General features: G+C 39.5%; 18 protein-coding genes. 8 read left to right on the top strand and 10 right to left on the bottom strand.

Annotated features, from left to right (window positions below; genetic code table 11):
* Positions 1 to 3 precede the first annotated feature (3 nt).
* Positions 4 to 1,041 carry a ribonucleotide-diphosphate reductase subunit beta gene (locus LCM09_RS05450; protein ID WP_224879357.1) on the top strand — a complete coding sequence of 346 codons (1,038 nt, stop codon included), beginning with the start codon at positions 4 to 6 and terminating at the stop codon, positions 1,039 to 1,041.
* Positions 1,042 to 1,514: 473 nt separating this feature from the next.
* On the opposite strand, the gene LCM09_RS05445 is transcribed toward LCM09_RS05450, so the two are convergent.
* Positions 1,515 to 2,582: a DmpA family aminopeptidase gene (locus tag LCM09_RS05445; RefSeq protein ID WP_224879355.1), complete on the bottom strand. Its 1,068-nt coding sequence runs from the start codon at positions 2,580 to 2,582 to the stop codon at positions 1,515 to 1,517.
* A 221-nt stretch (positions 2,583 to 2,803) separates the two neighbouring features.
* Here LCM09_RS05445 and LCM09_RS05440 point away from each other — a divergent pair, with 221 nt between their 5' ends.
* A complete protein-coding gene (locus LCM09_RS05440) occupies positions 2,804 to 3,523 on the top strand; it encodes a YebC/PmpR family DNA-binding transcriptional regulator (protein ID WP_224879353.1) in 720 nt (239 codons plus the stop codon).
* Positions 3,524 to 3,562: 39 nt separating this feature from the next.
* On the opposite strand, the gene LCM09_RS05435 is transcribed toward LCM09_RS05440, so the two are convergent.
* A complete protein-coding gene (locus tag LCM09_RS05435; RefSeq protein ID WP_224879351.1) occupies positions 3,563 to 4,015 on the bottom strand; it encodes an NUDIX hydrolase in 453 nt (150 codons plus the stop codon).
* A gap of 225 nt (positions 4,016 to 4,240) precedes the next feature.
* On the opposite strand from LCM09_RS05435, the gene LCM09_RS05430 reads away from it, so the two are divergent.
* A complete protein-coding gene (locus LCM09_RS05430; RefSeq protein ID WP_318246487.1) occupies positions 4,241 to 4,360 on the top strand; it encodes an FbpB family small basic protein in 120 nt (39 codons plus the stop codon).
* Between the two features lie 96 nt (positions 4,361 to 4,456).
* Entirely contained in the window at positions 4,457 to 5,098 is a 642-nt protein-coding gene (locus tag LCM09_RS05425) for an MOSC domain-containing protein (protein ID WP_224879348.1), read from the top strand.
* Between the two features lie 141 nt (positions 5,099 to 5,239).
* On the opposite strand, the gene LCM09_RS05420 is transcribed toward LCM09_RS05425, so the two are convergent.
* Together LCM09_RS05420 and LCM09_RS05415 are read right to left on the bottom strand one after the other, a co-directional pair.
* Entirely contained in the window at positions 5,240 to 5,512 is a 273-nt protein-coding gene (locus tag LCM09_RS05420) for an HU family DNA-binding protein (RefSeq protein ID WP_224879346.1), read from the bottom strand.
* A gap of 145 nt (positions 5,513 to 5,657) precedes the next feature.
* Positions 5,658 to 5,816 (bottom strand): Fur-regulated basic protein FbpA, encoded by a 159-nt coding sequence (locus LCM09_RS05415; RefSeq protein ID WP_224879345.1) that lies wholly within the window; start codon positions 5,814 to 5,816, stop codon positions 5,658 to 5,660.
* A gap of 152 nt (positions 5,817 to 5,968) precedes the next feature.
* Between LCM09_RS05415 and LCM09_RS05410 the strand changes: the two genes are divergently transcribed.
* Positions 5,969 to 6,169, top strand: a complete 201-nt coding sequence (locus LCM09_RS05410; protein ID WP_224879343.1) for a hypothetical protein — start codon at positions 5,969 to 5,971, stop codon at positions 6,167 to 6,169.
* Positions 6,169 to 6,933 carry a GNAT family N-acetyltransferase gene (locus LCM09_RS05405; protein WP_224879341.1) on the top strand — a complete coding sequence of 255 codons (765 nt, stop codon included), beginning with the start codon at positions 6,169 to 6,171 and terminating at the stop codon, positions 6,931 to 6,933. Before LCM09_RS05410 ends, LCM09_RS05405 begins: the two co-directional genes overlap by 1 nt.
* Before the next feature lie 35 nt (positions 6,934 to 6,968).
* Here the strand turns inward: LCM09_RS05405 and LCM09_RS05400 are convergent, their stop codons facing one another.
* The gene (locus tag LCM09_RS05400; protein ID WP_224879339.1) at positions 6,969 to 7,655 is read right to left on the bottom strand and encodes a TerC family protein; all 687 of its coding nucleotides are present in this window, start codon (positions 7,653 to 7,655) and stop codon (positions 6,969 to 6,971) included.
* A gap of 344 nt (positions 7,656 to 7,999) precedes the next feature.
* On the opposite strand from LCM09_RS05400, the gene LCM09_RS05395 reads away from it, so the two are divergent.
* Positions 8,000 to 8,260 (top strand): hypothetical protein, encoded by a 261-nt coding sequence (locus LCM09_RS05395; RefSeq protein ID WP_224879336.1) that lies wholly within the window; start codon positions 8,000 to 8,002, stop codon positions 8,258 to 8,260.
* Positions 8,261 to 8,290: 30 nt separating this feature from the next.
* Entirely contained in the window at positions 8,291 to 9,274 is a 984-nt protein-coding gene (locus LCM09_RS05390) for a S8 family peptidase (protein WP_224879335.1), read from the top strand.
* Positions 9,275 to 9,383: 109 nt separating this feature from the next.
* On the opposite strand, the gene LCM09_RS05385 is transcribed toward LCM09_RS05390, so the two are convergent.
* The 5 genes from LCM09_RS05385 to LCM09_RS05365 are packed head-to-tail and all read right to left on the bottom strand — an operon-like array spanning position 9,384 to position 14,685.
* Positions 9,384 to 10,226, bottom strand: coding sequence for an ABC transporter ATP-binding protein (locus LCM09_RS05385; protein WP_224879333.1), 843 nt, complete (start codon positions 10,224 to 10,226; stop codon positions 9,384 to 9,386).
* Positions 10,227 to 10,235: 9 nt separating this feature from the next.
* On the bottom strand, positions 10,236 to 11,030 hold the full coding sequence (locus tag LCM09_RS05380) for a hypothetical protein (RefSeq protein ID WP_224879331.1): 795 nt from the start codon (positions 11,028 to 11,030) through the stop codon (positions 10,236 to 10,238).
* Positions 11,011 to 11,577 carry an RNA polymerase sigma factor gene (locus LCM09_RS05375; protein ID WP_224879329.1) on the bottom strand — a complete coding sequence of 189 codons (567 nt, stop codon included), beginning with the start codon at positions 11,575 to 11,577 and terminating at the stop codon, positions 11,011 to 11,013. Before LCM09_RS05375 ends, LCM09_RS05380 begins: the two co-directional genes overlap by 20 nt.
* The gene (locus tag LCM09_RS05370) at positions 11,570 to 13,825 is read right to left on the bottom strand and encodes an ABC transporter permease (RefSeq protein WP_224879328.1); all 2,256 of its coding nucleotides are present in this window, start codon (positions 13,823 to 13,825) and stop codon (positions 11,570 to 11,572) included. Before LCM09_RS05370 ends, LCM09_RS05375 begins: the two co-directional genes overlap by 8 nt.
* Complete coding sequence (locus LCM09_RS05365) at positions 13,822 to 14,685, bottom strand: ATP-binding cassette domain-containing protein (RefSeq protein WP_224879326.1); 864 nt, start codon at positions 14,683 to 14,685, stop codon at positions 13,822 to 13,824. Before LCM09_RS05365 ends, LCM09_RS05370 begins: the two co-directional genes overlap by 4 nt.
* Positions 14,686 to 14,695 lie beyond the last annotated feature (10 nt).

Here is a 14,695-nt window from a genome sequence, read left to right as displayed (position 1 = left end):
TATATGAATACGATTCAGAAAAGGAAAATATATGATAGTACAGCACCTAATCGATCTAGCGGAATCATCAATGGAAAAAGTTCCAATGTACTAAACTGGGATGATACGAGATTCAGCTGGACGTATCCAATGTATAAGAACATGTTAGGTAACTTTTGGACGCCGTTTGAAATCAACATGTCTCAAGATGTAAAGCAGTGGGAGTCTTTATCGGAGGAAGAGCAGGAAACGTTCAAGAAAATTATAGGTTTACTTGCATTCCTTGATTCAATTCAGACAGATTACTCGAGCAAAGTGGCAGATTATTTAACAGACTCTAGTTTATCTGCTCTCATGCAAGTTCTTTCGTTTCAAGAAGTCATTCATAACCAGTCCTATAGTTATGTGCTCTCATCACTTGTGTGTAAGCAAGAGCAAGATAAGATTTTTGAGTATTGGAAGCATGATGAAATCTTGGTGGAGAGAAACGAATTCATAGCATCTGGTTATGAGAGGTTTGTAAAAGATCCTTCTCCTCAAACGTTCTTTGAATCGATTGTCTATGACATCATTTTAGAAGGATTGTTTTTCTATGCAGGATTTGCGTTCTTCTATAACTTAGCACGCAATCAAAAGATGGTATCGACTTCGACGATGATCAATTATATCAATCGTGATGAGCAGCTTCATGTCACCCTTTTTGTGAATATCGTAAAAGAACTATTCAATGAACAGCCTCAGTTGAACACAGAGGCAAACCATCGTTTTATTACAGAAACCTTTAGAAAAGCAGCAGAATTAGAAATAAAATGGGGGGAAGCGATCATAGGAAATAAATTTATAGGAATCTCTAAAAATGAGCTCAACGATTATATCAAATTTATGACGAACAAACGTGTGAACCAGCTTGGGATTGAACGGCCTTTCGAAGGTTACCGAGAGAATCCTATGCGTTGGATCAAAGCCTATGCTGATGTTAATTCCGGAAAGAGCGATTTCTTTGAACAGAAATCAAGGCAGTATACAAAAGTATCCGATGATAATGGATTTGACGAGTTATAGAAGAGAGAAGTGAACCTACTGCAATAGTAGGTTCACAGATTGTCGAGAAAGTAGTAAGGACCATTCGCCTCGGATATAGTAGTGATTTCCGCTCCAGGATGCTCGCTTTCCGCGGGGCGGGCGGTGAGTCTCCTCGTCGCTTTCAAAACGCTCCTGTGGGGTCTCACCTGTCCCGCACGTCCCGCAGGAGTCGAGCATCCTTCCGCTCCAATCAACATTGATATGTGGTTTTGAAAACAAGACAAAAGCAAATAAAAACCTTCTAGAGATATAAAGCAGAGGACTACTTAATTATAATCAGTTGGAAAGTTTGCTTTGATTGAATGCAACCTAGTAGGAGTGAATAACACTTGACTCCCGTGGAAAAAGGGCGTTCGTCCACAGGAAAGCAAGTGTATTAAACTCCTACAGCATAGGGAATACATTAATCAGGTTTCTCTACAAACTGTGAACCTCCTACTATAGTAGGAGGTTCATTTTTTATTCAAATCAATCCCGAACTCCTCCAATAAGTCCTTTAGTGCTGGGCGCTCATTTCCGTCTCTGCCAATTACATGAGTTGCCTGAGTCAACGAGTTGAGGACAGCTTCTTCCGTTGCTTCCCCGATCGCTCGAAAAGCAAGATCGATGTCTTCTTCATGGATGTTTTTCATTTCTAAAGGCACTGCCGTCTTCTCGTGAGGTACTTTGTTGGCAGTTGAAAAACCAACTATGATTTCACCACTTCCAGTTGTAATAATCGATCCCGTTCTTGATAGGCCTGTGACAGACCGTTTGAGGATTCGGTTCAGCTGTCGCTCAGAAACAGGAAGGTCTGTGGCTACGATGACCATAATTGAGCCTTTATCTTTCTCTTCCCATTTACTTTGGAGACAGGCTTTAAGTTCTTCACCAATCGCTTTGCCATTAATACGTAAATCACGTAAAATACCAAAGTTTGTGACAACGAGAACACCTAACGTATATGTACCGTGCGTCATTTCCATCATTCTAGATGATGTACCTATACCACCCTTTAATGAATAACAAAGCATCCCTGTCCCGGCTCCAACCGTCCCTTCTTCAACTTGACTCGAAGCATTAGTTATGGATTCTAGGACATGCTCTTTCTTAACGTTTTTCGCACGGATGTTATTCAAAAACATGTCGTTGCATTCACCAACGATTGGGTTGACCGTCCCTGTAGATGTTCCAATTTCAGGACATTGATCGAGCATATACTCAATTAGTCCATCTGAAACTGTTCCAATGCTAAGTGTATTTGTTAAAAGAATCGGAGTTTCCAATGTCCCGAGTTCACTCATTTGTATTGTACCCATCGTTTTTCCGAAGCCATTGATAACATGACTTGAAGCAATACATTTTTCTCTGAATGTGTTCCCTTGATGAGGGAGGATCGCTGTTACCCCTGTTTGTATGTCGCCGTTGCTAAGCGTGACATGTCCCACTGCAACTCCTGTTACATCAGTTATTGTATTTTGAGGACCTGTTTCTAATTCTCCGACAGTTATACCATAATCTCTTAATCTTTGTTTCTGCATCTTCTCCCACCTTTCTCATTTCATCATACTCTTAATGTGTTGAAAGGAAAATATGATGAAGCAATCTATGAAGTAATGATCAATAACTGGTGGTCTTGATAACCCATTCTCATTCGGGAGATGTGCTATAATCAATGAAGGAATTGTAAATTTCTTTACGTAATCAGTCATTAGCTTTAGATAATAGATAAATAGATTAAGTCGAAAGAGAGTGGAACGTAATGGGACGAAAATGGAATAATATTAAAGAGAAAAAAGCTTCCAAAGATGCGAATACGAGTAGGATCTATGCGAAGTTCGGCCGTGAAATATATGTTGCTGCAAAACAAGGGGAGCCAGACCCAGTAGCGAACCAGGCTCTTCGATTAGTACTTGAGCGCGCAAAGACGTACAACGTACCAAAAGCGATCATTGACCGTGCGATCGAGAAAGCAAAAGGTGGTTCAGAAGAGAACTATGACAACTTGCGTTATGAAGGGTTTGGACCGAATGGTTCAATGCTGATCGTCGACACGCTAACGAACAATGTGAACCGAACAGCGTCTGACGTTAGAGCTGCTTTTGGTAAAAACGGTGGAAATATGGGGGTAACTGGATCTGTTGCATATATGTTCGACCCAACTGCCGTATTCGGTATTGAAGGAAAAAGTGCTGATGAACTGCTTGAGTTATTAATGGAAGCAGATATTGATGTTAGAGATTTATTAGAAGAGGATGACGTAGTCATCATTTATGCTGAACCTGATCAATTCCATGCCGTACAAGAAGCTTTAAAAAATGAAGGAATCACAGAATTTACTGTTGCAGAGCTTACCATGCTTCCTCAAAATGAAGTTGACCTTTCAGAAGAATCTCAGGAACAGTTCGAGAAACTAGTGGATGTACTTGAGGATCTTGAAGATGTTCAGCAGGTATACCACAATGTGAACTTAGGTGAATAATGAATGTCATACAGCCCGACGATTTGTCGGGCTGTTTTATTAGGTGCATGTCATGTAATCCATAATCATCTTTCGATGGCTCAAAACCATATTATCAGGTAGATTAGTAGTCCGAAAAAATTGATAAGACAGGCTTTCTTCTTTATTTGAGATCAACGTTCCTGTGTAATGGTTCGTATAATAAGCAGCTGTTACGGAGTAAAACTCATCACCGTTATCTGCTATGGTGAAGAATTCCTGTCCTGAATACATTTGAAAAAGAGTAAGTGATTGTACACTCAACCCAGTTTCCTCAAAAGCCTCCCGTATAGCAGTTTCTTCAGTAGATTCTCCAGGCTCCATCAATCCACCAGGTAAGCCCCATCGTTCTTTCTTTTCATTTCTCTGTTGTAGAAGGATCGAACCCTCTTTATTACAAATAATCACAACTGAACCGACAAGTATAAGTGGTCGTTTTCCAACTAGGCTTCTTAATTCTTCTACATACCCCAATATCAAAACTCCTTTGAAGTGTTCTATTGTAAGTATAAAGGAAATTGTTTGTAAGGAGGCTTGTTCAAGCATATTAAGGAAAAATAACACGGTCATATTCCAAAAAAAGGTGAATAAACTTAATTATGTGTTAATTTTCATAAAATTTTAACAATTAGGTAACTTATCTTTCGTTATGTTGATGTATAATCGTTAGCATACAGACAAGAAAGTTGGTGGGTTATTGTGAAGAAGCATAAGAAATTAACTTTTAAACAGCTTGTTGAGCAAAATAAAGCAGAACTTCTAAAGAACGAAAAGGAGTTAGCAGAAATAGAAAAGCGCCTGGATGATAAGCATTCATAGTTAAGAGCAGTCCTTGATAAAGGGCTGCTTTTTTCATTTGGAGCATCCATGAAATGGAAGGTTATGCTACGATTAGAGAAGAAGGGAGGTACGGGAGTGAAAAACTTATTGAGCGTAAATGTCGGGATGCCGGTTGAAATGCAATACAAAGGAAAGTCGATGGAATCTGGAATAATAAAGACGTCTACTCATGAACCATTGTATGTATCCACTGTTCAGGTAGAAGGGGATGGACAAGCTGATCGCGTTCATCACGGAGGTCCTGAGAAAGCAATTTGTGTTTATTCCTATGAACATTATCCATATTGGGAAGAGAAACTAAACCGTAACCTATCTCCTGGAGCATTTGGTGAGAACTTTACCGTATCTGGACTGGATGAACACGAAGCGAGAATTGGTGATGTTTATCGTATAGGAGAAATCCTTGTTCAAGTAAGTTTACCTAGAAAACCTTGTTATAAGCTTGCAAGTAAATTCGGTGTAGAGGATATGGCTAAACAAGTAACTGACAATGGATTTAGCGGGTACTATTTACGAGTCCTTAAGGAAGGGTATGTCACGACTGGAGAGAAAATAATTGTCGATCATAGGCCTGATCATGATGTAACTGTAGCGATGATCAATCGTTTAACCTACCATGACAGACAGGACCGTACAGGTCTCGAACAAGCTATGTTAGCGAAAGAGCTTTCAGAGGATTGGTATCATAAACTCAGTAAACAATTAAGCGCGCTCTAAGGCGCGCTTATTATTTTTTTGCCATTCGATAATAGAAGTAACAAAGCATACCGATCGTAACTGCAGTTACTACATATTTTACAATATCCATCTTTGCTCCTTAAAAGAAAAGCCGGAATCAAATGATTCCAGCTTTATGCGTTAGACGACTTTTTCTTTTAATGCTTTACCTGGTTTGAACGCAGGTGTTTTAGATGCTTGAATGAAAATTTCTTCTCCAGTTTGTGGGTTACGACCTTTGCGAGCGGAGCGCTCTCTTACTTCAAAGTTACCAAAACCAACGAGTTGAACCTTTTCACCCTTAGCAAGTGCTTCAGCAATCGTATCCATCAGCGTGTCTATCACTCTTGCAGTATCCTTTTTGGACAGTTCTGCTTTCTCCGCAACGGTGTGTAGTAATTCTGCTTTATTCATAGTGAATCATCCTTTCTAACTTTGCTAGTTTATCTATCTATGTCTTAAGCTTGGACATTAAATCCTTGTTCTATACATGTTTTTCTTAATTATTTGTAGATTCATCTGCAAAGAAAAAAAGAGATTCACTCAGAACCTCTTCGGATTAGTAATTTGAGAGTTGTTTGTACTCTTTTTCAAGGTCTGTCAGTGTGCATTGATAAAGGTGTTGGTCAGAAGTGGAGTATGCACCTGCTTCAACCAGCTTTGAAATGTAATAATTCTTTCGTTCTTCAATTGCTTTTCTTAGCTGATTCGCTTCCAAGAGTACACCTCCTTAATAATTCTTTTGTTCCCAGTATGTCCTCGAATAATGTATTCTAATCAAAATCTTATTGTGACAATTTAGACAAGATAAAGGTTCACTATAGGTGCAGTAACGAATACATAGTGGTATAGGAAAAAGGAGGAGATGTGATGATTAAAACGTGTTTACTTTGCAAGAAGGAATACGAAATAAAACCAGGACACCCTCAATATCGCAAACTATTGATAAAGAAATCATCTTCATTCACGTGTGAAAGCTGTAACCGTAACCTCCAAATGGAAGCGTCAGCAACGACAGGGCTTAAGCCAGAGGATATTGAGACAGATCATGATAGGATGTTAAAAAAGTAATGAACTACATATTAGAAAAAATCGCAGCCCTTCAATGGGATTACGAACCATCGTTTGTACCTGAATGTATTCATTTCGTTCAAAAAGAAGACCTAATAATGATAAAAAACTTACGGTCTACAAGTGTTCACGCCAACAGAGTCGTTAGGTACAATAAGCCTGTTGAGAACATCGAAATGGTTTTTGACTATTTTGAGGGTCGACCATTTTCCTGGTGGGTCATTGAGAACAAAGAACTTGAATCGAAGCTGAGCGAACATGGTATGACACACCATGATACGTATATTGGATTAGCGAGAACATTGGAAGACGTAAATGTAACACCAGAACGTTACCGAATAGAAAACGTAACAACGAAAGAGGACGTGTGTCTTCACGCAAAATTAAGCGCTGAAATTTGGGGTTATGACGAGAAGAATTTAGAGGCCGCGATTAATGAAAGAGAGAGTTATTTAAACCTTCCTGATCGTAGAGGTGGGTTCGTTCTCGCATTTGATGAGGATACACCCGTAGGTTATTCATCCTATCGTTATAGTCATGATGGAGATGCTCTTTATATGACTGGAGCTGGTGTTCTTCAGTCGCACAGAGGAAAAGGCGTTTATCGAAAGATGGTTGAGAATAGACTAGTGGATGCGAAGGAAAAGGGGAGCAGTATTGCGGTCACGCAGGCAAGATATGGAACCTCTGAGCCTATATTGAGAAAGCTAGGATTTCAAGAACATGGAGTCTTTAAACAGTATATTCCTGATGAAAAGGCATAAAAAAAGAGCTCTGAGAGATTCAGAGCTCTTTCCTATTAATGTTCACGTGCTACTTGGTGGTTCGATTGAGCTGCTTTTAGCTTGCCTGCAAGAAGGACTAATGCAGTCACAATAATCATAAATGCCCATTCAATGAACGTGTTATGGTTGATGAAGTCTCCAACAAAAGGCTCGTGTAGGATCATTTTGGATGCTGTCCATGCAAGAACACCAGCACCAATAAAGATAATGATAGGATACTTCTCCATAAGTTTCAGGATAATCGTACTTCCCCATACTACGATAGGAATACTGATGATTAGACCGAGGATAACGAGTAAGAAATCCCCGTTTGCTGCTCCTGCCACTGCAATCACATTATCAAGCCCCATAGCAGCATCAGCAATAATAATCGTACGGACAGCCGCCCATAAGTTACCTGCTGACTTTACATCTTCGTCCTCTTCTTCTTCATTTAATAGTTTATAAGCAATCCAGAGTAACACGACTCCTCCGATAAGTAGGAGGCCAGGTATTTTCAGTAACCAAACAACGAGAAGTGTCGCTACGGATCGAATAACAATCGCACCTAGTGCACCTAACCAAATCACTTTCTTTTGCTGTTTCTCAGGCAAGTTGCGAGCTGCCATACCGATTAGAACGGCGTTGTCACCAGCGAGCACAATATCAATCATAATGATACTAAGTAGAGCCATAAAGAATTCTACTGAGAATAATTCCATGAATACACCTTCCTCATAAAAATAATGATAACAAATAAAAAAATCCTGCCATGACGACGGACAGGATAAAAAAGAAGGGTCCTTTGTCCGGCGTACGGGCAAAGGTCTCGCTAACAGTCTGATAGACTGCCAGTGTGGCCGGAGAAACAAACGTTTCTCGTCATGACGACCATACTGTGACTAGCTACTCCCCTTTGAAGTTTATATTGTTCAATACCAACTAATTATACAATCCTTTACCTTATTGCGCAATGTGAACTTTTGTAATTTGAGATTACAGTAACGCTCATTAGCGTTTTATAAATGTAATAGGCTGTACTCCCCTGTGTCTGGAATAATGGACTGTGAGGATAATAGTAATCCTTACAATCTTTTGTACATCACTTCAAAAGAGCTGTTCTACTAGCGCGATATACAACGGAATAACGTATGCAGTAGAGCGGTTAAAACAAGAGGGTGATGTAGGAATCGCTCATCTTACAAATACAAAGCGAAGTAGTCTTGCTGAAAAGACTGTTATAGGACGATGGAATCACCATCACATTAAAAAAAGGAAAGAATTAGCACATATGGGACTGGACAAGAAGACTCTGTTTATCAGATAATTCTGTTAACAGCGTATGAAGGGGGTACTTATGAACGAAATAAAGTTAATTCCATTCGAAGTAAATGAAGTAGTAAGTAAAGCAGAAGAGGCTTTTCCGGACGGTGTTGAAATGATTCAGGCACCAGAGATATGGGATGAGTCTGATCGAGGGAAGAATAGAATAGTTGCCGTTATTGATACGGGGTGTCAAGTGGATCATCCTAATCTTAAGTCTAGAATAATTGGTGGAAAAAATTTCACAAAAGATTACAATGCTGACCCAGATAACTATGATGATAATAACGGTCATGGAACTCACGTGGCTGGTACAGTCGCTGCTGTGCAAGGTGAAGATGGAATTGTAGGAGTAGCACCAGAAGCAAAGCTCTTAATCGTTAAAGTACTAAATGGTTCCGGAAGTGGTTCGTACGAGTCCATTATAAGTGGGATTCGCTATGCGATCGATTGGGAAGGAACAAATGGAGAAAAGGTGAATGTCATTTCAATGTCTCTAGGCGGCCCATCTGATCTGCCTGAGCTTCATGAAGCGATCAAAGATGCTGTCGATCAAAACATATCGGTCGTCTGTGCAGCTGGAAATGAGGGAGACGCGAGAGCAGATACCCCAGAATATGCTTATCCTGGCGCATATAATGAAGTGATTGAAGTGGGAGCTGCTTCCTTCAAGCGAACCCTAGCACCGTTTTCCAATACTAATGATGAAATCGACCTTATCGCTCCCGGGGTAGATATTTTATCTACTTTTCCTGATAATAAATATGCGGTGCTTTCAGGAACGTCGATGGCCGCACCACACGTCTCTGGAGCGTTAGCGCTTCTTATGAACTTATCCGAGAACGAATTTAATCGAACATTAACAGAACCTGAGATTTATGCTCAGCTTATCAAACGAACTGTTCCAATCGGGTATAGGAATAGCGCAGAAGGAAATGGTCTTCTTGCTCTAAACCTAGTAAACCAACTTGAAGAGTTATTTAACATCTACACAACTGCTTGGAATTCAAAAGAATAGAATGGTTTCAGGCTGTCGAGTAAATTTCTCGACAGTCTTTTTGCATTAATTGTATTTTTAGTTGCAAACGTAAACCCTCCTGATCATCAGGAGGGTTTCAATATTATAGTCACGAGCTATATTTTCGTATAAAGTACGCATCTTCAATTGTAGTAGTAGTGAGTGTGAAGGTTTCAAAAGGCTTTGATTCAGATATATATTTAACGATAACATCGTCTTTCGATCTCTTCATATACGTTATGCGGTTGAAATCAAGTGAGCTGATTTCATGTTGCTTTACTCTTCCTTCCCAAACGCGACCAGAGTTATTTTTCCATAAAGTAAGTGGTCCATCGAACAGTACTTGTCCATCACTTAGCCAGATGATGTGATCGGCAATTTCTTCCCACTCATTTAAATCATGAGTAGCAACGAGTACAAGTTTACTTTTCCCATAACGTGATAGGAGCGACACTACGTTTTTTCTTTCTTGACTGTCTAAATAATTTAATGGTTCATCAAGAAGGAGGAAAGAAGGTGTATCTAATAGTGCTTGTGCAATTCCTACTCGTTGTTTCATTCCTTGAGAAAGAGATTTGATCTTGGTCTTTTTTACATCTTCAAGTTTCATTGCTTGAATTGAAGTTTCCACTGCTTTGTCAGTTGAAATGCCTTTTAATTCACTCATGTAAGTTAGGAACTGTCTCGTTTTCATTTCTTCGTACAGTTCTACACCTGTTGGGAGAAAGCCTATTTGTTTTCTGATAAATGGAAGAGCCTCGCCAACTGTTTTTCTTCCATAAGTAATACTGCCTCGATGTGGCTTAAGAGCAGTGGCGAGTAGTTGGAGGAAGGTAGATTTTCCAGCTCCGTTCTTACCAACTAAAATCGTAATGCCAGCATTAAGCTGCATAGTAGGAATCGTTAGTGAGAAACCTTTTCTATTGTATGTTATCTGGTCAATTGAAATCATTGAATAACCTCACATATATTGAAGGTGTAAACTCTTGCGATAGGATAAAAATAATAAGAGACCTCCTATGGCAAAGATAATAAGGTATGAAGCAACTAATGGAACTTGAGAGACATGTGATCCGCTAGACAGTTGATGCAAAGAGTATGGCAGTGCGATAAAGGTGAATACCCAACCAGCTAATGCAGAGATAAAACCAGCCACTACCCCTTTATGAAACATAATGTAAGCAAGTAATCCCGTTAGGAATAGTAAAGGGGCGATCCATTGCAATAAGAACATGCCTGGTTCAACGAAACGGTTCTCCACGATAATAACCATGGTTGAGACAAAGGCAAAGCTGAAATTCACTCCTAGAACAACGAGTAGTTTGCTAAGTAATAAAAGTGCTGGTGGAAAAGGAGTGACAGATTCAATCATTCGCATTTCTTTGTTCCAGGATTTGTAGCTGTACAGTATTCCAAACAATAAATAAATCGGGACGAGTAAAGGAAAGAAGCTGTCTGGATCACCGCTTCCAGAAGTAATTAATGTTAACATCGTGAATATACCAAGACTTATTATCCAATAGAGCCAGTGATAAGAACGGAATTGATTTAGACACTGTTTGAGTAGAGACGGTTTTTCAGGTTCAGCATCGAAATCGAATTCGATTTCATTTGGCTTAAGGTCATCGAATGAATCCTGAAGAGAGAGGATAAGCTTTTGAGTATCTTCTGACCTTGGTGACGTTGCCATATAAGAGTTGAATGGTTGCTTCATTTCTTGTTCGAGTTCTTCTAATTCATCTTTGTGATCTCGCATGGCTAACTTCCTCCTTTCGCCCAATTGATGTCTTTAGTTTCTTTAATGCGTGATAAAGGTTTGATTTAACAGTTCCTAAGGGCATTTCAAGGGTTTCTGCGATTTCCTGATACTTCAGATCTTGGTAGAATCTCAAAAACACAATCTCTCGCTGGCTCGTAGAAAGTTCATCGAGTTCCTCAAGGAATTCTTTCCTAGACTCTTGACGTTCAAATAATTCTACAACAGATGGATCTCCGCTTTGTTGATCTGGTAGTTTATCAATTACTTGTTTCTCAGATTTATAACTTGAGCTTTTCCAGTAGTCCCTACATTGGTTTGTAGCAACCTGGTATAGCCAGGGTTTAATCTTTTCAGGGATCTTTCTCGCTTTTAATTGGGTTAGTAATTTCAGGAATGTGTCCTGTACGACATCTTCCGCTTTTTTTCGGTCTCGAAGCATTCGCTCTAAGTAGCCTAATAGAGGTGCATGATAGCGGTGAATCAATGCTTCAAAAGCAGCCTGATTGCCTTTGGACATTCCAATAACTAACTCTTCATCAGTCATGCCCTTTCTCCTCTCGCTGTTTAGTAGTCATTACGTCATTCCATTCTTTCATCCAATCGTCAAATCCAATGATGGAAGCAGGCTCGAGATACAAGTTATATCCGGTCGGATAGCTAGTGTCGCTCCAGTGCTCACTGTAAAGTCTGTTGAGAACCTCCTTAACTTTTTCTTCCTTCCCTTCCTTTACCGCAGCTTCGATCATATCTAATACCATATCAGCTTGAATAATTTCGTTACTTGATATAATCTTTTCACGTTCATCTGTGATGTTCGCAAAAGCAGATCTTGTCTGAAAAGCATCATCTTCTTGTCCATTTTCGAGTTCGTATAAATAATTGAATGAAGCTTTGATCGTGCTCGTTATTAAAATGTTCTTAGCTCTAGCATTTCCGCTTACATAATTATCCTCATGAAATAAATTAGCGATCATAAAGGTATTGATCGTTTCACGCTGATTTAAAGAATTATTATCGTTCATAATGTAATTTTGATCGATAAACCCATTTTGTCTAAAATAACCACTCCACCTCAATCGATTCAGCGGCAGATAGAAAAAGTGGTTTACAGGCTCTATTTTTTCATCCAAAAACTCATCAAAATATACGAGTCGTGAATCTACTTCCCTCATAAATAACTCTGAAGCTTCCCTATGATAAGGAACAGTTACTAAAGTAGTAGAATAGTGATCTGAATAAATCTCAGTCAAAAAGCCACTGAATAGATCAAGTCTAGCTGTTTCCCCGGATAGGGTATGAGTTTCACCTGAAGACTGCACGTTTTTAACAGAGCCATACACGTTGTTATCAACCCCTGACACCTTCACATTAAACTCGGAAGGGTGAAGCAAGCCGACATCAGTGCGTGATTCACCAGTAGAATCAGTCAAGTACTGATGACCCGGTAAAGGATACCATGCTGTATGTGAAGGCATCACCATCTGGTTGTTTAGAGCGAAGCCAGGATAATACTCTTGACTATTGCGATGTGTCCAAAGTTCAAAAACCCCCTCGTAGTCGAAGTGAATGATTGGTTCTTTTATTGTGTTTGGAAGAGTGATCGTAACGAAATCGCCACTCTGTTTGTAAGGAATCGATTGTTGATCAATTTTCACATCTTTAAGTGAAAAAGTGTGGTTAAGAGTAAACTTGAATTCATCTTTGTTTTTTAACTCAGCTTGTTTAAGAGCAACGGTTGCTGATATATCGAGCTTAGAGCTTGGTGTATGATATAGATCGATATCATAATTCGTAATAGAAAAAAGGCTTGGCTCGTAAACATCTCTTTCTTCTAATGGAATAGCTTCATAGTCTATAGGCGAGAACCACATATAGGAGTGATTACCCTCACTAGCTTGTGCGAAAGTGGGGGAACTATCTTTCATACTATTAAAAGTAGATAAACGATCATTCCATAATTGACTATAGGGAAGGTAAGCAAATGTCGCTCCTAGTAAGCTAATACCGCACACCAATTTCCACAGTTTTGTATGATCACTTGGACGCTTGCTATTTAAGACTAGCATCGTCACCATCAGTAACATGAAGGAGAAGGAAAGGACGAACAGTCTTTGCCTCTTAATTTCATCCTTCATTATTTCAATTCCCCATACTCCATTTGCCAATATGGAATCCACAAAGAAGTAGGTGAGATGAAATGGCTTTAAATAGAAATTTCCTGTTCCACCAAGTATGTATATTTCCATAAACAATGTGCCAAATATCCATGCGCAAAATGCGATTAGATAAACAAATCGGTTTCGAATAATGACGGATAAGACCATTCCAAGAGATAAGCTGATCAATAGTGAGATTTCATATTGAACGACAAAGAAGCTTAGCACCTGCGTTGTTTCCGCACCTGGTATACCTTGCATGGTGGAAAGTGCACTGAACACGATCGCCATCAACAATGTGAACAACGACATATAGGTCATACCAGCAAATAATTTTGCCGATAAAAATACAAAGTTAGAAACAGGTAAAGCTCGATGCCATTCAAATGAGTCATTCCCTAAATCCCTACGCATAAGGTATACGCCTATAAGGATACTCAATCCGACTACTAAAATGAAGATTGTAGAATGGGTTGTTCGATAGGCTGACACATAAAGATTAGTTGAATCGCTAACATTCTCAATGGTCATACTCGTAAGTAGCCAAATTAGGAATAGAAAGGGCATGGGAAGTAGAAACCAGTTCTTGTATAAAAATGATAATTCAAATTTCCATTGGATAAACCATTTCTTCATCTCATGTCCCACCCAATCATGGTCATATATCCTTCTTCGAGCGTTGGATTAACGCCTTCTGCATCTTCTAGCGGTGCTACAGGTGAAAGGACTCGGAATAAATAGCCGTTTTTAGTTTGCTTTGAGAATGTGATTTGTAGTCCTCGCAAAGCAGTGGCATTCTCATCAAACAACTCAAGCTCCCAAACGAACCCATCCCCTTTCCGTTGTAGTTCATCAGGCGAACCATGGAAAATGATCTTACCTTCTTTTAGAACGATCAACGTATCACAACTTGCTTCAATATCTTCTACGATATGTGTTGATAGGATGATCGTCTTATCTGATGGAGAATTAGCAATCAATTGCCGGAACCTCAATCGTTCATCGGGATCTAGACCAGAAGAAGGTTCGTCAAAAACAATGACATCGGGACTCCCGTACATCGCCTGGGCTATCCCGAGTCTTTGTCTCATACCGTTTGAGTATGTTTTGACTTTGGAATGTTGGTAGTCTGATAAGTTTAATTCCTTTAATATGCGCGCTTTTTCCTTCTTGTGATCAACATTCGTAAAGCGCTTTAGGTTACCAGCATAGTCTAGGAACGTTGATCCTGTTAGCTGAGGGTAAAGTTGAAAGTGTTGAGGCAAGTAGCCAACTTGTTTTCTAACTTTAGTAGTCTCTTTTTGGACAGAATAACCGTTTATCTTCACATCACCAGAAGAGGGGCTAGTTACGGTGGAAAGAATCTTTAACAGTGTGGACTTTCCAGCACCATTCGGTCCGATGAGCCCGACCACTCCTCCTTCAATCGAAACAGTTAGGTCTTCTAAAATCGCTTTACTTTTTATTTGCTTTGATAATTTCGTTATCTCGATCACATGTCTTCAT

This window comes from Guptibacillus algicola, assembly GCF_020171805.1.
In the GTDB taxonomy this organism is placed as follows: domain Bacteria; phylum Bacillota; class Bacilli; order Bacillales; family Guptibacillaceae; genus Guptibacillus; species Guptibacillus algicola.
The sequence above is the reverse complement of the archived record's forward strand: the minus strand, read 5'-3'. Positions and strand labels throughout refer to the sequence as shown.

Bases quoted from the DNA above. Each gene is read 5' to 3' on its own strand.
- LCM09_RS05370 (WP_224879328.1), bottom strand. From the start codon at position 13,825: ATGAAGAAATGGTTTATCCAATGGAAATTTGAATTATCATTTTTATAC.
- LCM09_RS05450 (WP_224879357.1), top strand. From the start codon at position 4: ATGAATACGATTCAGAAAAGGAAAATATATGATAGTACAGCACCTAAT.
- LCM09_RS05400 (WP_224879339.1), bottom strand. From the start codon at position 7,655: ATGGAATTATTCTCAGTAGAATTCTTTATGGCTCTACTTAGTATCATT.
- LCM09_RS05380 (WP_224879331.1), bottom strand. From the start codon at position 11,030: ATGCGAGATCACAAAGATGAATTAGAAGAACTCGAACAAGAAATGAAG.
- LCM09_RS05440 (WP_224879353.1), top strand. From the start codon at position 2,804: ATGGGACGAAAATGGAATAATATTAAAGAGAAAAAAGCTTCCAAAGAT.
- LCM09_RS05390 (WP_224879335.1), top strand. From the start codon at position 8,291: ATGAACGAAATAAAGTTAATTCCATTCGAAGTAAATGAAGTAGTAAGT.
- LCM09_RS05445 (WP_224879355.1), bottom strand. From the start codon at position 2,582: ATGCAGAAACAAAGATTAAGAGATTATGGTATAACTGTCGGAGAATTA.
- LCM09_RS05385 (WP_224879333.1), bottom strand. From the start codon at position 10,226: ATGATTTCAATTGACCAGATAACATACAATAGAAAAGGTTTCTCACTA.
- LCM09_RS05410 (WP_224879343.1), top strand. From the start codon at position 5,969: ATGATTAAAACGTGTTTACTTTGCAAGAAGGAATACGAAATAAAACCA.
- LCM09_RS05375 (WP_224879329.1), bottom strand. From the start codon at position 11,577: ATGACTGATGAAGAGTTAGTTATTGGAATGTCCAAAGGCAATCAGGCT.
- LCM09_RS05420 (WP_224879346.1), bottom strand. From the start codon at position 5,512: ATGAATAAAGCAGAATTACTACACACCGTTGCGGAGAAAGCAGAACTG.
- LCM09_RS05405 (WP_224879341.1), top strand. From the start codon at position 6,169: ATGAACTACATATTAGAAAAAATCGCAGCCCTTCAATGGGATTACGAA.